An 18,915-nucleotide genomic window follows, 5' to 3' on the forward strand; every position below is an offset into this window, starting at 1 on the left:
GATTTTAGATTTTAGATTTCTGAAAAGAATTAAAATCGAAATCAAAAATTATTATTTTCCCATTGTTTCTAAAAATTCCTTAACAATTTTCATATCATCAAAATCATATCGAACGCCTTGGATTTCCTGATAGGTTTCGTGACCTTTTCCTGCAATTAGAATAATATCATTTGGCTGAGCCAATTGACAAGCAGTTTTAATCGCCTGTTTTCTATCGGTAATCGAAATTGTTTTTTTAAAATTCTGTGGTTCCACTCCTTTTTCCATTTCGGCAATGATGGCTTCTGGGTCTTCCGTTCTAGGATTATCAGAAGTGATGATGGCTTTGTCGCTCATCGATGAAGCTATATTTGCCATAATTGGTCTTTTTGTTCTATCCCTATCGCCACCACATCCTACAATTGTGATTAGTTGCTCGTTCTTTGTACGTATATCATTGATGGTTTTCAATACGTTTTCCAAAGCATCAGGTGTATGTGCATAATCCACAATCGCCGTGATTTTTTCATTTGAAATGATGAATTGAAATCTTCCCGAAACACTTTCTAATTCTGATAATAATCTCAGAACTTCTAACTTGTCCAAACCTAATTCAACGGCAGTTCCATAAATCGCCAGTAAATTATAGGCATTGAAAGTTCCAATCAATCGTACCCAAACCTCGTTATCGTTAATTCTCAACAACAAACCTGAAAGTTGATTTTCAAGAATTTGAGCTTTATAATCCGAATACGTTTTTAGAGCATACGTCAATTTTCTTGCAGTTGTATTCTGCAACATTACCGTACCGTTTTTATCATCAATATTGGATAAAGCAAAGGCTGTTTTTGGTAAATTATCAAAGAACGATTTCTTCACATCTCTATATTCTGCAAACGTCGGATGATAATCCAAATGGTCGTGCGAAAGATTCGTAAAAACGCCTCCTTCAAAATGCAAACCTTCAGTTCTTTTTTGATGAATTCCGTGAGAGCTTACTTCCATGAAGCAATATTCAACACCAGATTCATTCATTTCCTTCAAGTATTTATTGATGGTCAACGAATCTGGAGTGGTGTGAGTTGCTTTATATTCGATATCATCCACCAAAATTTTCACGGTTGAAAGCAAACCCACTTTGTAACCTGCTTTTTTGAATAACTGATATAAAAGTGAAGCAATCGTGGTTTTACCATTTGTTCCCGTAATTCCAATCAGCTTCAGGTTTCTCGAAGGATTTTCATAGTAATTCGAAGCCATAAAAGCCAAAGCCGAATTGGTATCTTTTACTTGGATATAGGTAATTCCTGTAACAATTATTTCTGGCAAAGTGTCACAAACAATGGCGATTGCACCAAGGTTTATAGCTTTTTCAATGAAATCGTGTCCATCAGAAACGGTTCCGCGAATGGCAACAAAAACATCATTCTCTTCCACTTTTCGTGAATCGAATTCGATTTTGTTCACAGCGGTTTCGGTCGTTCCGTGAACCGACTCAATTGCTACTTTATATAATATGTCTTTTAAAACAATCACGATAATTCGAGTGTTATAGTTTTATTTTTTTCTAATCTTTCTCCTGCGGAAAGGGATTGTTTTTTCACTTTCCCAATTCCGATTACTTTTACTTTCAATCCAAGATTTCCTAACAACGCTACAGCATCCATTCCTGACATTCCGTGAACATTCGGAACCAAACTAGTTTTTGTTTCTGCTTTCGCGTAATAAGTACTGTAGTTTTTTTCCTGAATCTTATCTTTCTTTTGAAGATTTTTCACTTCGTTAGTTGTTGGCGAATCCGTAAAAATCTTTTGGGCAACTCTTTTAAAAACCGGTCCAGCAACATCGGCTCCGTAATAATTGTTTTTTGCTGTATTGGGTTCATGAACCACGACAATGCAAGAATATTTTGGTTCATCTGCAGGAAAATAACCTACGAATGATGAAATATAATGTTTCTCTGAACCGCCATTTTTTCCGTAATTGGCTTGAGCTGTTCCTGTTTTTCCAGCCATCGAAAAATCTTTTGAATACAATTTTGCCCCAGTTCCTTTTTTCACTGCATTTTCCAACACTGCTTTTACTTTTGCTAAAGTTTCATCCGAACATATTTTTGGGTTGATTACTTCTTTATCATATTTCTTGATGGTTTTATTCCATGCTTTAATCTCTGAAACAAACTGTGGTTTTACCATTTCTCCATTATTTGCAACTGCATTATAATAGGTCAAGGTTTGCAAAGGGGTGATAGAAACTCCATATCCAAATGCCATCCAAGGCAAAGCAATAGCACTCCATTTTGGGTCTTTTGGATGCGGAATATAAGGAATACCTTCCCCTTTAAAAGGCAATCCCAACGGCTTGTTCAAACCATAATTGTGTAAATGATTCACAAATTGAGTCGGATTGTCTTTATAAGCATTATAAACCGCCTGAACCATAACAGTGTTTGAAGAAACCTCAAAACCTCTTGCAAGCGAAATCTTTCCGTAACCACCTTCTTTAGAATCGCGAACTTTCTTTCCCGAATAGGTTACAATTCCACCAAACGAATTATAAACATCACTCGTATCGGCTTTTTTATCTTCTAGCAAAGCCATCAAATCGGCTAATTTGTAAGTAGAACCTGGCTCATGCGATTCTGCAATGGCATAATTTGTTGTTTCATAATAGGACCCATCTTTTGCTCTTCCGAGGTTTGAAATGGCTTTCACATGACCCGTTTTGGTTTCCATTACTACCACACAACCGTGTTCTGCTTCATACAGCTCCAACTGTTTCAACAAGGCATGATGTGCAATATCCTGAATGTAAACATCGATTGTTGAAATCACATCATAACCATCTTGAGGCTCCACTTCATTGACATCGCGAATAGGCTTCCATTGTCCTTTTGCTATTTTTTGCTTTAAAATTTTGCCGTCTTTACCATTTAGATATTTACGAAAAGCCCACTCTATTCCTTTTCCATCTGGAGTTCCGTCTGGATTAACTCTTTCATAACCAATTGTTCTTTCGGCAATTTTTCCAATTGGATGTTCCCGAACCGTTTGTTGGTCAACGATAATTCCTCCTTTGTAAACTCCAAGATTGAACAATGGAAAACTTTTAATCTTTACATATTCGGTATAACTCAAATTTCGAGCAATCAGGTAATACCTGTTTTTATTGGTTCTGGCACGTGTTAATTCTCTTTCGTAGAAACTTTTTGGCTTGCCCAATAAAACCGAAAGCGAATCTGCCAAAGGCTCTATGTTTTTTTGAAAATTTTCAGACGTTGGCGCCAATGCATCAAACCTTATATAATAATTAGGTATCGATGTGGCAAGCAAACTTCCATCCGAAGAATAAATATTACCCTTGTTGGCTGGAATTACAAATTTCTTAACCGAGCGATCCTTGGCTAATTTTCTGTAATAATCACCTTCAACCCATTGAATGTTAGTTAATTTTATGACAATTGCAGACGCCATCAGCAGTATTGCAAATGCAAACAGATAAATTCTATAAGAGATATTTTTATCTTCTACTGCCATAATTTTTTATACCAACTTTTTTCTTCTTCTTTGACTACTTTTATTTTTACCGGTGGAACCGACGATGGGATGATTCCTTTTTCTAACATCTTCTTCTCAATGGTCGATTCGAGTTTAAGCTCCATCAACTCTGAACGTCTGTCCACAAATTCCGACCTTAATTCTTTTACTTCCTCTTCTAAAGCCTTGATTTTGAAAATCTTTCTTTCGTATCGATTCGTATTTGCAATCATAACAATCGCTAGAAGAATCACAAAAACGATGAACCTCCAATTCCTATTGGCATCTTCGTTTACAAGAAATCTGGCTTTTAATATGTTGTAAATTCCGCCTTTCATTTTTATTTTGCCACAAAGACGCTAAGACGCCAAGTGTTTTTTAAGCTTAAACTATATTTTTTCAGCAATCCTCAATTTTGCACTTCTTGCTCTGTTGTTGATTCGGATTTCCTCGTTTCCTGGAACAATTAATTTTCCAATGGTTTTGAATGGAACTGAAAAATTTCCGAAGAAATCACGTTCCGGCTCACCTTCAAACATTCCGTTTTTGATGAATCTTTTCACCAAACGATCCTCTAAAGAATGATAGGAAATCACACTCAATCTTCCTTCTGGATTTAAAATTTCTAATGATTGCTCCAAAAATTCTTTTAAAACATCCATTTCTTGATTCACTTCAATTCGGATGGCCTGATACATTTGGGCTAGAATCTTATGACTTTTATGAGCCGGAAGAAATCGACTTAAAACCGTTTTCAATTGCTCGGTATTCCTAATTTCCTCTTTTTCTCTTGCTTCCAAAATCACTCTTGCAATTGCTGGAGCATTTTTCAATTCGCCATAATCCAAAAACACACGACGAAGATTTGCCTCATCATATTCATTCACAACCTTATAAGCACTCAAATCATTTTTCTGGCTCATTCTCATATCTAATTCGGCATCAAAACGAGTAGAAAAACCTCTTTCGGCCACATCAAATTGATGAGACGAAACGCCTAAATCGGCAAGAATTCCATCAACCGATTTAATTCCGTGGAAACGTAAAAATCTTTTTATGAATCTGAAATTTTCATTGATCAATGTAAAACGCTCATCTGGCAAGGCATTCGCCAAAGCATCTTCATCTTGGTCAAAAGCATATAATTTTCCGTTTGGACCCAATCTGCTCAAGATTTCTTTTGAATGACCACCACCACCGAAAGTCACATCCACATAAACCCCGTCAGGTTTGATATTCAAACCATCAACAGTTTCCTTCAATAAAACTGGATTATGATATTCCATTGTCGTCGTCATTTAAATTCCCCATTACTTCTTCTGCCAAATCTCCAAAATCAACATCATCATCGCCAATTGATTTTTCATATAAATCCTTGTCCCAAATCTCCACGATGTTCACTTTTGATGAAAGCACCACATCTTTTGAAATCTTACTGAACGCCACAAGGTCTTTTGGAATCAATAATCTTCCCAGATCATCTATTTCAATCACTTTTACACCCGCCATAAACTTTCGGATGAAATCGTTATTCTTCTTGTTAAAGCGATTCAGTTTATTGATTTTGAGCATCATCAAATTCCATTCAGACATCGGCCAAAGCTCCAGACAAGCATCAAACACTGAACGTTTTAGCACGAAACCTTCCTGCAAAGACGCCGTTAATTGCTTCTTTAAAGGCGATGGCAACATCAGCCTTCCTTTAGCATCAACTTTACATTCGTATGTCCCGATTATTGAATTCAACTCGTTCTGATTTGTTTAAGGACAAAAATATAAAAAATAATACCACATTTTACCACTTTATCCCACTTTGTTGATAAGTTTTACCACTTTGGCTTCAAAAAGCTTAAATGTTCGATTTCAGATTATTAGAAATGCTTGTAGATACTTTAGTGATATTTTAAAAACTCAAAAGAATCATCAGCAAAAAGAAAGAAATCGATTGAATTTTAATTTATCTGCAAGAAATTGATTTACAGCAATTACATCAAATATTATAACTCCTGAAAATTGTATTGTTAAAAATTTACAAAAAACGTCCTTTTGAAATCTTTGTAAATCATAAATAAAAAATGAGGAAAAAATGGTTTTTGTCTATAAAATCATATATTTGTTGTTCTCGAAGATTCGGGATAAAAATGCCAAAACAAGAATGGAACACGACTTAAAAAAAGAAGGAAAATACAAATATTACGAAGCCGGAGAAGGTACCCCAATCATCATCCTACATGGGTTAATGGGAGGCTTGAGCAATTTTGACGGAGTTGCCGATTATTTTCCGAAACACGGTTATAAAGTAGTAATTCCAGAATTGCCAATTTATACGCAAAGCATTCTGAAAACCAACGTTAAGGCTTTCGCCCGGTATGTGAAAGATTTCATTACCTATAAGGGTTTTGAAAGAGTAATTCTTTTAGGAAATTCACTTGGAGGACACATCGCTCTGTATCACACCAAAATGTATCCTGAAAAAATGCTTGGACTTATAATTACAGGAAGTTCAGGACTATATGAAAATGCAATGGGCGACAGTTATCCAAGAAGAGGCGATTATGACTACATCCAAAAGAAAGCTGAAGATGTTTTTTATGACCCAAAAATTGCCACCAAAGAAATCATTGACGAGGTTTATACAATGGCCAATGACAGAATAAAACTGATCAAGACCTTAACCATTGCCAAAAGTGCGATTCGTCATAATATGGCAAAGGATTTACCGAAAATGCATGTTCCAACTTGCATCATTTGGGGTAAAAACGACAAAGTAACACCACCAGAAGTTGCGGTTGAATTTGATAAATTATTGCCAAATTCTTCCCTATATTGGATTGACAAATGTGGCCACGCCGCCATGATGGAACATCCGGACGAATTTAACGAAGTGATGCACGACTGGTTGAAAAAAGCCAATTTGTAGATCCAAAACAGATAAACGACCACTATTTTACTGAATTTGATTCAGAAAAGTAGTGGCCATTTTTTTTGACTAACTTTGCCAAAATCTATTGAAGTAATGAAAATTAATACTGCCGAATTTATAATCAGCAATTCTGAAGTTGCAAAGTGCCCAAAAGATCCAATTCCGGAATATGCTTTTATTGGGAGATCTAACGTTGGGAAATCTTCGCTGATTAACATGCTGACAAACCATAAGAATTTGGCAAAAACTTCTGGAAGACCAGGTAAAACACAGCTTATCAATCATTTTAAGATTAATAATAATTGGTTTTTGGTCGATTTACCAGGTTATGGATATGCAAAGGTTTCAAAGAAAACAAAGTCCGTTTTTCAGCAATTTATTACTGATTATTTTGAAACAAGAGAACAATTGGTTTGTGCTTTTGTATTGATTGACATTCGTCATGAAGCTCAGAATATCGATATTGAATTTATGAGCTATATGGGCGAAAGCGAAATTCCTTTTTGCATTGTTTTTACAAAAGCAGACAAGATTAGTAAGACCAAAATTGATTCACACATTGCAGCATACAAAAAGCAAATGTTTGCTAACAATTGGGCCGAAATGCCTCCGTATTTTGTTACATCGGCTCTTGATGCAATTGGAAGAGAAGAGCTTTTAGGATACATCGGAGAAATCAACGAAGATATGTTCAAGAACAACTTGTTGTAGCAAAATAACTTTTACACGAATTGCACCAATTTTCACAAATTAATTCGTTTCGTAGCTACCCGAAGGTGGCGATTTCGAAGCACTTCACTGTCAACCAAGCACAAACTTTGATAGAAGCTCAAAGCTTGATTTAACCACTGAACCGCCACTTTTGGGTAGGTGCTGTTATGGTTAGTTTTTCTTGATTTCATTCAGTTTTTCAATTGCTTCGGGTTCTCCTTTGTCAACTGCTTTATTTAAAAATTCAAGTCCTTTTTCTGTCTCACCGTTCTTTATTAAAAAGTCCGAATAATGATACTCTAAAAGGTCAACTGATTCAGTTATAGATTCAAATGACTTTTTAAAATAATCTTCGGCTTTGTTTAGCTCTCCTTTAGCTTGATAGTAAAGAGCGTAATTTCTATAAGTATAAGCAATGTCGTTGTTTTCTGTCTTCAATGCTTTTTCTAAAAACTCCTTTCCTTCTTCCAACTTGCCTAGTTGAATTAAAGCATATCCTAAATTGTCATTTGCATAACCGTAGTCCGGGATTATTTTAATAGAACTTTTGAAGTAAGATACTGATTCTTCATAATTCCTAAGCCTGATATTGTAATAGCCTAAGTTGTTGTATACATCTGCTTTCATTACATCATCATTTGTCAGGAAAAGTATTTTTTGCAAGTTGTCAATTGCTTCTTCAAATTCATTTTTTAGATATTGGTCGTAAGCAATTTTAAAGAGTTCATTTGCTTCTAATTCTTGCTTGTCATAAAGTTCACTTGGGTTGTCGTTTAAGTATTTTATCGCTTTCCCAAATTGGCTTTTCAAATCACTTGGCAAATCATCTTTCCATTTTGGTGTGTCTTGCTCGATTAGTTTTGAATATGTTGCAAGGGCAAATGCCATTATTTCATTTGGCATTTCAGAAATGTAATTCCATTTGGTTTCCCAAAAACCATCATCAACCCTTCCTGTGTCTTTTAGGTTTTGTGAAAGTAAAACACCAAAGCCAAAATATATTCCTGCTAGGTATATGAACAAGTCTGTATCATCTCCTGTGTCATATTGAAGTTTGTTTTCGGTAAGTTTGATTCTTATAAATTCATAGACTAAACTGTATATAAGTCTTTTTGGGTGTTTTTGAAGACTATTTGCAATATGGATTTTATACTTTTCTTCTTCTATTTCTAACTCTGTTTCAAATAGCCTTCCTTCAATTTGATAAGGCATACCATAAATATCTCTAATATCGGAAACGACTTCAAAAGCAATCTTGTCTTCTTGAATTTGAAGAAGTGAACACAGGTCTTTAATTATATTTTCAATTAAAACTCTGTCACCTTTAAAGGTCTTTGCAAAGTAGTTTTCCGAAAGTAGAATCTGTTCACTTTCTCGGTAAGGGTAACCAAAAACTTTGATTAACCATCTAAAATTATCTTCAACCCATAGTCTGTCAGGCTCCGTTATCCCAAACGTGTCATTTTCCTTATTTTTAAAGAACCCGAATAGTTTCATTGTGTCGTTTTAAAATTAACCATAACGTGGAAATTGGTGCAATTCATGTTTAATCCCTATTGCTTTTCTATCCCTTCAACTCCATCTTTTCTGCAAAATAATCGCAGAAATCCTTCATCGTATCAGTCATTTTTTCATCATCGGTTGCACGGTGAAAAGTATCGGCCATGGCAACAAGCGTTTGATGAAAGAATTTTTTCATTTCATCAACTGGCATGTCCTTCGTCCACAAGTCGATTCTTAATGTTTCTTGGGCATTACTGTCCCAAATAGACAACATCAGTGCTTTTGCCTCTTCAGCATCAACACCGCCGTCTTGAGCTGTCCAGCTTAATTTTTCGGGAACCCTATTTTCGTCTAGTTCAACTAGGAATTTTATTTCTGAAGTAATTGTATTGGCCATTATTTCTTTGGTTTATATTTCGACTTATTAAAAATTTCTACAGCATCCATTTGCAGGAATTGCTCCAAACTAACATCGTTCTTTTTGATAAAAGAGCGAACGATTTGCCATCCAACCCAAGTTCCGATTCTTCCCGGAGATTCATTATCAATTTCAAGATAAAATTTTGAAAAGGGTGCTTTGTTGATGAAGCGGTTTCCTAACTTAGAATCTGAATCATACAAAAGATTTCCTTCCACGAAATACCTCCACATATATTCCTCATTTTCTTCGCACCACGTAATTTGTTCTGGAGTATAGCCAATTTTATCAGCATCGGAAACTTTTGGAAGCAACAAATCCTTAATATAAAGTTCTTTTCCAGCATAAATCATTTGCGACAAAAGATTCTTGTTTGTTGGTTCCGCAATTTTTCCGGTTGTAAAAGCCGAAACAATATCCGGCATCAACTGCTGTTTCTCGAAATTCTGACGAATATAAGCTGGGAATTCACTCTGATAATATTCATGGTCTTTACCAAGATACAATTCCATTGAAATCAAAAGTAAATCGCCTGTATAGATTACCTTATTATTATAATCCATTTCTCCAATCACAGTAATTACTTCTGGAGTTTGAGTTTCAGGAAAATAATATTTCGCATGACGAAACACATCCTCAATATCAGCTTTTTCCGAACCAAAATCGCCAAAGGCTTTTTGAACTTCCGAATAAAGCTCTTTCCACATCGGATTGGTCATTTTTTCAATCCAAACCTGGTCTTCAACACCTTCTGGAAAAAACTCAGGGTATGCTTTCTTGATTTTTGGAAGTTCTTCAACTGGAGATTCAAAAAAAATCTTGTCAAAACGTTCTACTTTTATTTCAAGTGGAATTTCTTCGACTTCTTTCTCTACTTTAGTTTTCTTATCGCAAGAAACCAAAAGAAAGACCAACAAACTAACTAGACTTATTTTTTTCATATATTATTTGTGTCAACTCTCAAGTACTGAAATATTTTAAAATAATACTGAAATTGTATAACATTCAGTATTTTTGCTTTTTATAATTTTACCAACTTGGAAATACAGTGCAAATATACACCGCTGTTTTTTTACATATCAAAATATTATGCAAAAAAAGAATACAATTGATGCTGAAAAAATTAACGAACATATTGTAAATTGGTTGAAAACGTATGCTCTTAACGCAAAAGTAAACGGTTTTGTTGTAGGAATTTCAGGTGGTGTGGATTCAGCGGTTACTTCAACACTTTGTGCTCAAACCGGCTTAAAGGTTTTGTGCGTTGAAATGCCAATTCATCAGGATCCCAAACAAGTGAGCCGTGGAAGAGAACATATTGAAAAATTGAAAAATCGATTTGCAAATGTCAGCAATGCAATCGCGGATTTGACTTCAACTTTTGAAACTTTTAAAAGTTCAGTTGATGAAACGGATGACTTGGCAAAACTAAACCTATCGCTCGCCAATACGAGGGCACGTTTACGAATGACAACGTTATATTATTTTGCAGGAATCCAAGGTCTTTTGGTTGCGGGAACAGGTAACAAAGTCGAAGATTTTGGTGTAGGTTTCTTTACAAAATATGGCGATGGAGGTGTTGATTTGAGTCCGATTGCCGATTTAATGAAGAGCGATGTGTATGCTTTGGGCAAATATCTTGAAATTCCAGAATCCATTTTGAATGCAGCTCCAACCGATGGTTTGTTTGGCGACGACCGAACGGATGAAGACCAACTTGGAGCGAGTTATGATGAATTGGAGTGGGCTATGTTGGCTGATGAGGAAGGGAAAACAGCAACGGATTTTTCTGGTAGAGAAAAAATTGTATTTGAAATATATAAGAAATTAAATACACTAAATCAACATAAGATGAATCCTATTCCTGTTTGTGAAATTCCCAAGTAATAAAACGACATTTTTTTAACATTATTATAACAATATATATTTTTTTTATTTAACTTTACGTGCCCGAATTGATTAACGTTTCTTAAATTTATTATTATGACCAAAGTAATTATAGCAGATAATCAGCCGGTGGTTCGATTTGGAATTAAGTCTTATTTTAAAAATCATTCAGAAATTAACATTTCTGGCGAAAGCCACGATTTTTCAGAAGTATTGGATACTTTGAAAAACAAAGATGTTGATGTTCTGGTTCTTGATTTAGAATTTGAAGGTTTAAAAAGTGTAAATGTGGTAAAAACAATGGTTAAGGATTTTCCTAGCACCAAGGTTGTCATTTATACAAATCTTTCAGAAACAATGTATGCTCCTAATCTCCTGAAAACTGGAGTTGCAGGATTCATACATAAATCAGAAAGTCTTGAAACTTTAGAATCTGCAATAATCAAAGCCTCTAAAGGCGAAGTTGTTTTCAGCGAAACAGTGAAAAGAAACATTGCTATGGCAGCTAAACTTCACAAAAGCGAAAGACTCTACAGAAAATTATCTACAAGGGAACTTGAGGTTCTAAGGTATTTGAGTGGCGGAAAAAAGAACCACGAAATATCTCAAATCCTTGGATTAAACGAAAAAACAATCAGTACTTACAAGCTTCGATTGCTTAACAAACTGAACGTAACCAATCTTGTAGATTTGGTAAACAAAGCCAAAACTTTGGATATCGTTTAATGGTAGCGAGACATTACTCTTCCTAATTTAGACGAAAAAGAATTAATTAATTTATAATAATCCATAGCGGTTGAAAGGGTTTCAGAATTGTCAGCATTCGGTTCTGGGGATATTTCTCCTTTCAATTCTTCGATTATTTTATCCACTAAAAACCATCGTAAAGTCAGTATTGTTTCAGAAACATACTGACTTATCGATTGGTTTTTTTGTTTTACGATGATGTTCTGAGCTTCCCAATTATGGAGCGTCACTTTTTCATCTTCCATTAAAATATCGGTTACTTCTTGGGCAAAATCCTGGTTCAGTTGCATCAGATAATGTTCCATATTAAAATTTTCTGCTTGATGAAAATAATTAATAAGGTCATTATAAATATCCCTAAATAAAGGATTGGCAAGCTCTACCTCATCTTCTTGTAGGCTCAAATAAATTCTCTGATAGACTTTATAATTTTTCTTTTCAGTAACGGTTTCAATCTCGCCTTCTTCATTTGCTTTCATCAAAACGTCTTCAAATTCATCCTCAACGTTTCCGTAAAGCAACAAAATCTCGATTATTTTTCGTTCTAAACCATAAAGAATGTCAATCTTTTCTGGTGTATAAGTTGGATCTTCATTCTTAACTACTTCAAACGCCTTCTGTTCTTGCTTGAATTTCTTTCCAGTTTCAGCAATGTCTTTTTGAACGAGTTGTGCCAATGTACTCACCAAAACTTGTTCAGAAATATCCATGATTCGGGAACATTCCTGAATATAAATCTCTCTTTGAATTCGATCTGGAATTTTAGAAATACTGACTACTATTTCCCGAATCAAATCGGCTTTCTTTACCGGATCATTCTTGGCATCATCCATCAAAAGCGAGGCCTTGAATTGTATGAAATCTTTTGCATTAGTGTCCAAATAAGCAATCAAATCTTCATAGGAAGTTTTTCGTGCAAAACTATCCGGGTCATCTCCATCTGGAAAAGTGCAGACCTTCACATTCATTCCTTCCTCCAAAATCAAATCGATTCCTCGGATGGAAGCCCGAAGCCCGGCAGCATCTCCATCAAAAAGAACCGTAATGTTTTTGGTCAATCTATTGATTAAACGAATTTGATCCGGAGTTAAAGCGGTTCCCGAAGAAGCCACAACATTCTCAATTCCGGCTTGATTGAATTGGATAACATCGGTATAACCTTCGACCAAAAAACAATTATTTTGCTTGGCAATGGCTTGCTTGGCCTGATAAATTCCGTATAAAACTTTACTCTTATGATAGATATCGCTTTCGGGTGAATTGAGGTATTTTGCCGCTTTTTTATCATTCGTCAAGATCCTACCACCAAAACCCAATGTTCTCCCGGACATACTTTGTATTGGGAACATCACACGTGCACGAAAACGATCCAATAATTTTTGATCGTCTTTTACAATCGTCAAACCTGTACTTTCAAGGAATTCTAATTTATAGCCTTTTCCTAAAGCTTCTTTTGAAAATGCATCCCAAGATTCAGGCGAATATCCCAAACCGAATTTCTTGATGGTTTCGTTAGAAAATCCTCTTTCCTTGAAGTACGAAAGCCCGATGGCCTTGCCTTCATCCGAATGCAAAAGCGTGTCGTGAAAATATTTTTGTGCAAATTCCGAAACCAGAAACATGCTTTCCTTTAAGTCAACATTGGCTTTTTCGGCTTCGGTCTGTTCGGTTTCTTCAATTTCGATGTTGTATTTCTTTGCTAAATAGCGAATGGCTTCCGGATAGGTAAAATGTTCGTGCTCCATCAAAAAGGCGATGGAATTCCCTCCTTTTCCAGAGCTAAAATCCTTCCAGATCTGCTTGACAGGCGATACCATAAACGACGGAGAACGCTCGTTCGAGAACGGACTCAATCCTTTAAAGTTGCTTCCGGCTCTTTTAAGCTGAACAAAATCGCCGATAACCTCCTCTACTCGGGCGGTTTCGAAAACAGTATCTATGGTATTTTTGGAAATCATTTATGGAAAAGTTGCAAGGTTGCAAAGATACAAAGGTTATGATGTTTTGAGTTTGGTTGTGGAAAAGTTTTTTTAATACGATTGGGTAGTTTTTAAGAGCGATTTACATTTATTATTTAGCCCCGATTGGAGAGAAAATCCTTTTTTCAATGGCCTTGGGTTTTAACCCAAGGCTATTGAAAAAAGATTGAAACGGAAAGCGGGAAAATGGTTTCTGAAAATGCCCTAACCATTTGCTTCAAATAAAAAAAGTGCCTCCCGAAAGAAGCACTTTGCATTATAAACTAGTAACTAACCAAACTTTAATTCAAATCGAAACGAATTCCCAAGGAAATGTTATTCTGGTCGATGGCATTGTCTTTGAACATCGGATTCAGGTCGTATTTGATGTAGAGACTCGTTTCGCTGTAGCCAAAATAGGCACTCACACCATACACAAAATCATTCACGTTGAAGTTTCCTTTTGTCACTTCCCTACTTTTGTATCCGTCAAGTTCGTACTTGATGATTTGTTTTGATTTCACATTAACCCCTGCATAACCACCAATTCCAAAACGGAAAGTTTTATGCGTCTTGAAGATTTGCTTTCCGTCGTGTTCTCTCTTTGGCGTAAAATCGAATTCCAAATGAACTGGAACCACAAGATTTACATTTCTGAAACGGGAATCTTCCATGTTTACAGGCGAAGTTTCTAAATCCGTTGTATTTCCATTATCCACAAACAATCGATTATCAGTAGCACGAAGGTTGTTGTACATCACCGAAATTCCGTACTTCAAGTGCAAAAGGTTGTTGTTTTTTGCCAAACGTGTGTTCCAAGCGGTTCCCCACTCATAAAAATGCGAACCCATATATCTGAAATCTGAATTGGCCACAGCTCCATCTGTTACTAAATTATTGATACCTGCCGCAAAGACAAATTGCGAGGTCGTTCTGCTTTCAGATGTTATGTGCTGTATAGAATCTCTTTTTCTTGCATCTTTTTTCCAGCTGCTGCTACGCCAAACAAAATGAAATCTTTTAAGCGTGTCAGGATCTTTAATCTTTCCGTCCACTTTTTTCTGTACGATATCTTTTAATTCTAATTCATATTGAGCTACTTTGGTTTCGATATTGTTCGATCTGATTTCGGCAAGTTGCAATTTCTTTGCATCGCCTTCTTTATAGGTTAGTTTTCCTTCTTCAACTTCTTTGTTAACCTGGTCAACTTCTTTTTTAAGCAACGCTTTTTCTTCTTTTGTTACCAGTTCAATTTTTTGAGCGATGTCGCGAACTCTTTCGTCAAAAGTATCTTGTGCTACCATTTTGGTTGCTAAAAGACATGCCGTTACTGCTAAGTAAATGGTTAAATTTCTCATGGTTGATTTTGTTTTAAAATGATTGATGATTTATTCTTGGTTTCTGGTACTCAAAGCAACTTTTACTTCCTGGTAGTTTTTGCTCACGGATTTAATTACTTTTTGCCTGAAGGAAAGCTCCAATTCGCCATCCACTTGCGAAAGCAAATCGTTTGAATTTACTCTAACAGTTGCTTTGTCTTGGAAAAGCTTGTCGGTCTTGTTTTTCTTAACCGCTGCCAAAAGTTCGTCAACATTGGCGTAGTCAGATTTAAGTTGGGAATTTTCAGTTGTCAGTTGTCGGTTGTCGGTTGTCGGTTGATGATGAACGGCAACTTCGTTTTGAGGATTTACAACTGTTTGATTTTGGTTAATTAAATTTTGATTGATGATTGATTTTTTAGTATTGTTCGATTTATTTTCAGTAGTTGCAATAGTTGATTCTTTTTCTCTCGGAGTGATATTTTCCGTTTTGATCACTTCCTCTTGAGAAGGTATAGCGATTGTCTCGTTCACAATTGGTGATTTTTCAACATCAATTAATTCTTCAGTCTGACTTAGGAAAAATGTTGCAATCATTATAAATACTAGAAAGCTTGCCGCAATCCCGAAGCTTCGGGACATCCAGCCAAAACTTCTTTTTGTTTTTTTCTTTTCCTCTACAGTATTGTTCGAGTCAGCAACTGTCAGCATCGCATCCAAACGATCCCAGGCATTTTCAGAAGGCTTGATTTCCCTATTGTTTAGTTTTTCTCTAAACTGGTTTTCTATATTGTTATTCGGTTCCATTTTCATAATTTTTTAATTTGTTAATCTGCTCCTGCAACATTTTCCTGGCGTGCGATAACTGTGATTTTGATGTTCCTTCGTTAATATTCAACATCTCTGCAATTTCCTTGTGCTTATAACCTTCGATGGCATAAAGGTTGAAAATCATCTTGTAACCATCCGGCAAACTATCTATCAGCGACTGAATATCTTCTACCGAAAAATTACTTTCGATGTTGTTGAAACTTTCTTCCTTATAATATTCGTCTTCCAGAAAGCTTACCCTTTTTTGTGCCCTGATGAACGAAATACTTTCATTTATCATGATTCTTCTGATCCAACCTTCGAAACTTCCTTTGCTTTCAAAATTCTTAAGGTTGGTAAAAACTTTCATAAAAGCAGTAATCATAATGTCTTCTGCTTGATGAACATCTTTTATATATTGACGGCAAACGCTTAACATTTTAGGCGAAAATTTAGAATAAATCTGATGCTGAGCATGCCTATTATTTTCGGCAGCCAGTCGGATCAAATCCTTTTCGTCTTGATGTAAGTTAATTACCTTCATTTTTTGATTTGGGATTTACGAATTAGGATTTTTCCAAAACCTAACCAGTAAATTTGATTTCTATTAGTATAGACGACAATGGTTGAAAAATGGTTGCATGGAGTAATTAAAAATTATGAATTAAAAATTAAAAAACCACGCATTTAAACATAAATAACAGATTTACAATGGATTATCATTAAGAATAATCAAATTGACAAATTTTCAAATTACCTTTTATTTTTTTCTTTCGATAACGTAGTTGACCATCAAGGTCAAAGCGTCTTTGTATGGAGAATCTGGATAATTTCCGATTAGAGATAATGCTTCCTGTTGGAATTCTACCATTTTATCTTCGGCATAAGAAAGTCCGTTGTTGTTTTTTACAAATGCAATAACTTCCTTCACTCTTTTTTTATCCTTATTATGGTTTTTAATGGAATTGATGAGCCAGTCCTTTTCCTTTTTTGTGCAGTTGTTGAGAACGTGAATCAGAGGCAACGTCATTTTTTGCTCCTTGATGTCAATTCCTGTTGGTTTGCCGATGGCCTCGTCTGTATAATCAAATAAGTCGTCCTTGATTTGAAAAGCCATTCCAATTAGTTCGCCGAACTTTCGCATGTTCTCTACCTGAACTTCATCTTCAATGACCGATTTTGCACCAAGAGCACAACAAGCTGCGATTAATGTAGCGGTTTTTTGTCGGATGATTTCGTAGTAGATGTCTTCGGTGATGTCCAGACGGCGTGCTTTTTCTATCTGAAGTAACTCACCCTCACTCATTTCGCGAACGGCCACGGAGATGATTTTCAATAAATCGAAATCGCCATTGTCTATGGAAAGTAGTAATCCTTTGGAAAGCAGATAATCGCCAACTAGAACGGCAATCTTGTTTTTCCAAAGTGCATTGATGGAGAAAAATCCTCTTCGGCGATTACTGTCGTCTACCACATCGTCGTGAACTAGAGTTGCGGTGTGAATGAGTTCAATGACCGAAGCACCACGATAGGTTCTTTCGTTTACTGTTCCGCCGGAAACCATTTTGGCAGTTAGAAAAACGAACATTGGTCGCATTTGTTTTCCTTTTCTGTTGACGATATAATAGGTAATTCGGTTGAGCAAAGCCACTTTTGAAGTCATGGAGTCCTGAAACTTCTTTTCGAAAAGTTCCATTTCCTGTTGAATGGGTTGTTTTATTTGCTCGGTAATTTTCATCGATGGCAAATATACGGCTAATGATTGAAAATTTAAAGATTAAAAGATTGAAGGATTTAAAGATTCGGGGATGGAAGGATTGAGGGATTTTTTTATAAACTCCGTCAGAGTTTGAAACTCTGACGGAGTTTATAGCGGTTTCGGAATTGATAACGGTTTTGAAATGAAAGTTTAAAGAATGCCTAAAGTTTTTATCATAGCCCCGATTGAAGTGGAAATCCTTTTCTTTTTTTTCTTTAAAAAAAGAAAAGATTGGGAACGGAAAGCGGGAACATGGATTGAATAAATACCCTAAGATTTGCTCCCACAAAAAAAAACTATGCTTCTTTATTGGCCAATTGACCACAAGCGGCATCAATGTCTTTTCCGCGACTACGACGTACTTTTACTACGATTCCGGTGGCTTCGAGTGCCTTGATGTAGGCATTTATGGATTCTTCGGAGGCTTGCTGGAATTCGCCATCATCTATTGGATTGTATTCGATTAGGTTGACTTTGCAGGGAACGTATTTGCAGAATTTCACGAGTGCATCGATGGATTCCTTGTTGTCGTTGATGCCTTTCCAAACCACGTATTCGTAGGAAACCTTGCTTTTGGTTTTTCGGTACCAATATTCTAATGCTTCACGCAAATCCGCCAAAGGAAAATTCTTGCTAAAGGGCATTATTCTCGCCCTAATTTCGTCGATTGCGGAATGTAGAGAAACTGCTAGTTTGAATTTTACTTCATCGTCTGCCAACTTTTTAATCATTTTCGGAACTCCGGATGTGGAAACCATGATGCGTTTTGGCGACATTCCTAAACCTTCTGGTGAAGTGATCATTTCGATAGCCTTGAGGACGTTGTTGTAGTTCATCAACGGTTCTCCCATTCCCATAAAAACGATGTTGGAAAGTGGATGATTGTGGTACAAACGGCTTTCACGGTCTATGGCTACGACTTGGTCATAGATTTCGTCCGGACCGAGGTTTCGCATTCTTTTTAATCGTGCTGTTGCACAGAAATTGCAATCTAGACTGCAACCTACTTGGCTTGAAACACAAGCTGTTGTTCGGGTTGCTGTTGGAATCAGAACGGATTCTACCACAAGACCATCATGAAGGCGAACGGCGTTTTTCACGGTTCCGTCTTCGCTTCGTTGCATTTGGTCGACCTTGATGTGGTTGATGACAAAATGTTCTTCGAGCATCTGACGCGTTGGTTTTGCCACATTGGTCATGTCATCAAATTGATGAGCTCCTTTGCTCCAAAGCCATTCATAGACCTGGTTGCCACGAAAGGCTTTGTCTCCATTGGAAACAAAAAATTCGCGCAATTGGTCTTTTGATAATGCTCTGATGTCTTTTTTCTCGATTTGCATGGTGCAAAAGTACTGAAATTGTTTT

18 protein-coding genes are annotated in these 18,915 nt (G+C 36.1%); 4 read left to right on the plus strand and 14 right to left on the minus strand.

The genetic code is table 11. The features are described from left to right. Positions 1–51: 51 nt before the first annotated feature. The 5 genes from J2X31_RS02100 to J2X31_RS02120 are packed head-to-tail and all read right to left on the minus strand — an operon-like array spanning position 52 to position 5,261. On the minus strand, positions 52–1,515 hold the full coding sequence (locus tag J2X31_RS02100) for a UDP-N-acetylmuramoyl-L-alanyl-D-glutamate--2,6-diaminopimelate ligase (RefSeq protein WP_310024009.1): 1,464 nt from the start codon (positions 1,513–1,515) through the stop codon (positions 52–54). Then, positions 1,512–3,515, minus strand: coding sequence for a PASTA domain-containing penicillin-binding protein (locus J2X31_RS02105; RefSeq protein ID WP_310024011.1), 2,004 nt, complete (start codon positions 3,513–3,515; stop codon positions 1,512–1,514). Before J2X31_RS02105 ends, J2X31_RS02100 begins: the two co-directional genes overlap by 4 nt. Then, complete coding sequence (locus tag J2X31_RS02110) at positions 3,506–3,853, minus strand: FtsL-like putative cell division protein (protein WP_310024012.1); 348 nt, start codon at positions 3,851–3,853, stop codon at positions 3,506–3,508. The genes J2X31_RS02105 and J2X31_RS02110 overlap by 10 nt, the downstream gene beginning before the upstream one ends. 51 nt (positions 3,854–3,904) lie before the next feature. Next, positions 3,905–4,813, minus strand: a complete 909-nt coding sequence (gene rsmH, locus J2X31_RS02115) for a 16S rRNA (cytosine(1402)-N(4))-methyltransferase RsmH (protein ID WP_310024013.1) — start codon at positions 4,811–4,813, stop codon at positions 3,905–3,907. Next, positions 4,788–5,261: a division/cell wall cluster transcriptional repressor MraZ gene (locus J2X31_RS02120; protein ID WP_310024015.1), complete on the minus strand. Its 474-nt coding sequence runs from the start codon at positions 5,259–5,261 to the stop codon at positions 4,788–4,790. Before J2X31_RS02120 ends, rsmH begins: the two co-directional genes overlap by 26 nt. Positions 5,262–5,670: 409 nt before the next feature. Here J2X31_RS02120 and J2X31_RS02125 point away from each other — a divergent pair, with 409 nt between their 5' ends. Both J2X31_RS02125 and yihA read left to right on the plus strand, forming a co-directional pair. Next, positions 5,671–6,435, plus strand: a complete 765-nt coding sequence (locus tag J2X31_RS02125) for an alpha/beta fold hydrolase (RefSeq protein WP_310024016.1) — start codon at positions 5,671–5,673, stop codon at positions 6,433–6,435. Between the two features lie 96 nt (positions 6,436–6,531). Continuing rightward, positions 6,532–7,149 carry a ribosome biogenesis GTP-binding protein YihA/YsxC gene (yihA, locus tag J2X31_RS02130; RefSeq protein WP_310024018.1) on the plus strand — a complete coding sequence of 206 codons (618 nt, stop codon included), beginning with the start codon at positions 6,532–6,534 and terminating at the stop codon, positions 7,147–7,149. Positions 7,150–7,320: 171 nt separating this feature from the next. On the opposite strand, the gene J2X31_RS02135 is transcribed toward yihA, so the two are convergent. From J2X31_RS02135 to gldB, 3 genes are all read right to left on the minus strand, one after another. Then, positions 7,321–8,646: a tetratricopeptide repeat protein gene (locus tag J2X31_RS02135; RefSeq protein WP_310024020.1), complete on the minus strand. Its 1,326-nt coding sequence runs from the start codon at positions 8,644–8,646 to the stop codon at positions 7,321–7,323. Positions 8,647–8,713: 67 nt separating this feature from the next. Next, positions 8,714–9,049 carry a gliding motility protein GldC gene (gene gldC / locus J2X31_RS02140; protein WP_310024021.1) on the minus strand — a complete coding sequence of 112 codons (336 nt, stop codon included), beginning with the start codon at positions 9,047–9,049 and terminating at the stop codon, positions 8,714–8,716. After that, positions 9,049–10,011: a gliding motility lipoprotein GldB gene (gene gldB, locus J2X31_RS02145; RefSeq protein ID WP_310024022.1), complete on the minus strand. Its 963-nt coding sequence runs from the start codon at positions 10,009–10,011 to the stop codon at positions 9,049–9,051. Before gldB ends, gldC begins: the two co-directional genes overlap by 1 nt. Positions 10,012–10,159: 148 nt before the next feature. Here gldB and nadE point away from each other — a divergent pair, with 148 nt between their 5' ends. Together nadE and J2X31_RS02155 are read left to right on the plus strand one after the other, a co-directional pair. Then, positions 10,160–10,957, plus strand: coding sequence for an NAD(+) synthase (gene nadE, locus J2X31_RS02150; protein WP_310024023.1), 798 nt, complete (start codon positions 10,160–10,162; stop codon positions 10,955–10,957). A 96-nt stretch (positions 10,958–11,053) separates the two neighbouring features. Then, entirely contained in the window at positions 11,054–11,683 is a 630-nt protein-coding gene (locus tag J2X31_RS02155; protein WP_310024025.1) for a LuxR C-terminal-related transcriptional regulator, read from the plus strand. Here J2X31_RS02155 and dnaG read toward each other — a convergent pair. From dnaG to rlmN, 6 genes are all read right to left on the minus strand, one after another. Further along, positions 11,680–13,662, minus strand: a complete 1,983-nt coding sequence (gene dnaG / locus J2X31_RS02160) for a DNA primase (protein ID WP_310024027.1) — start codon at positions 13,660–13,662, stop codon at positions 11,680–11,682. The genes J2X31_RS02155 and dnaG overlap by 4 nt on opposite strands. Before the next feature lie 302 nt (positions 13,663–13,964). Continuing rightward, positions 13,965–15,020 (minus strand): hypothetical protein, encoded by a 1,056-nt coding sequence (locus J2X31_RS02165; protein ID WP_310024029.1) that lies wholly within the window; start codon positions 15,018–15,020, stop codon positions 13,965–13,967. 30 nt (positions 15,021–15,050) lie between these two features. Then, positions 15,051–15,788: a hypothetical protein gene (locus J2X31_RS02170; RefSeq protein WP_310024030.1), complete on the minus strand. Its 738-nt coding sequence runs from the start codon at positions 15,786–15,788 to the stop codon at positions 15,051–15,053. After that, a complete protein-coding gene (locus J2X31_RS02175) occupies positions 15,775–16,335 on the minus strand; it encodes an RNA polymerase sigma factor (RefSeq protein WP_310024031.1) in 561 nt (186 codons plus the stop codon). Before J2X31_RS02175 ends, J2X31_RS02170 begins: the two co-directional genes overlap by 14 nt. Before the next feature lie 216 nt (positions 16,336–16,551). Continuing rightward, entirely contained in the window at positions 16,552–17,529 is a 978-nt protein-coding gene (locus J2X31_RS02180) for a polyprenyl synthetase family protein (RefSeq protein WP_310024033.1), read from the minus strand. 317 nt (positions 17,530–17,846) lie between these two features. After that, on the minus strand, positions 17,847–18,890 hold the full coding sequence (rlmN, locus tag J2X31_RS02185; protein WP_310024035.1) for a dual-specificity RNA methyltransferase RlmN: 1,044 nt from the start codon (positions 18,888–18,890) through the stop codon (positions 17,847–17,849). Positions 18,891–18,915: the final 25 nt, after the last annotated feature.

Origin of the sequence: Flavobacterium arsenatis (genome assembly GCF_031456785.1) — a bacterium.
GTDB lineage: Bacteria > Bacteroidota > Bacteroidia > Flavobacteriales > Flavobacteriaceae > Flavobacterium > Flavobacterium arsenatis.

Coding starts and splice junctions, on each gene's coding strand:
- J2X31_RS02105 (WP_310024011.1), bottom strand. CDS start 3,515: ATGGCAGTAGAAGATAAAAATATCTCTTATAGAATTTATCTGTTTGCA.
- J2X31_RS02110 (WP_310024012.1), bottom strand. CDS start 3,853: ATGAAAGGCGGAATTTACAACATATTAAAAGCCAGATTTCTTGTAAAC.
- rsmH (WP_310024013.1), bottom strand. CDS start 4,813: ATGACGACGACAATGGAATATCATAATCCAGTTTTATTGAAGGAAACT.
- J2X31_RS02125 (WP_310024016.1), top strand. CDS start 5,671: ATGGAACACGACTTAAAAAAAGAAGGAAAATACAAATATTACGAAGCC.
- yihA (WP_310024018.1), top strand. CDS start 6,532: ATGAAAATTAATACTGCCGAATTTATAATCAGCAATTCTGAAGTTGCA.
- J2X31_RS02135 (WP_310024020.1), bottom strand. CDS start 8,646: ATGAAACTATTCGGGTTCTTTAAAAATAAGGAAAATGACACGTTTGGG.
- gldC (WP_310024021.1), bottom strand. CDS start 9,049: ATGGCCAATACAATTACTTCAGAAATAAAATTCCTAGTTGAACTAGAC.
- gldB (WP_310024022.1), bottom strand. CDS start 10,011: ATGAAAAAAATAAGTCTAGTTAGTTTGTTGGTCTTTCTTTTGGTTTCT.
- nadE (WP_310024023.1), top strand. CDS start 10,160: ATGCAAAAAAAGAATACAATTGATGCTGAAAAAATTAACGAACATATT.
- J2X31_RS02155 (WP_310024025.1), top strand. CDS start 11,054: ATGACCAAAGTAATTATAGCAGATAATCAGCCGGTGGTTCGATTTGGA.
- dnaG (WP_310024027.1), bottom strand. CDS start 13,662: ATGATTTCCAAAAATACCATAGATACTGTTTTCGAAACCGCCCGAGTA.
- J2X31_RS02165 (WP_310024029.1), bottom strand. CDS start 15,020: ATGAGAAATTTAACCATTTACTTAGCAGTAACGGCATGTCTTTTAGCA.
- J2X31_RS02170 (WP_310024030.1), bottom strand. CDS start 15,788: ATGGAACCGAATAACAATATAGAAAACCAGTTTAGAGAAAAACTAAAC.
- J2X31_RS02175 (WP_310024031.1), bottom strand. CDS start 16,335: ATGAAGGTAATTAACTTACATCAAGACGAAAAGGATTTGATCCGACTG.
- J2X31_RS02180 (WP_310024033.1), bottom strand. CDS start 17,529: ATGAAAATTACCGAGCAAATAAAACAACCCATTCAACAGGAAATGGAA.
- rlmN (WP_310024035.1), bottom strand. CDS start 18,890: ATGCAAATCGAGAAAAAAGACATCAGAGCATTATCAAAAGACCAATTG.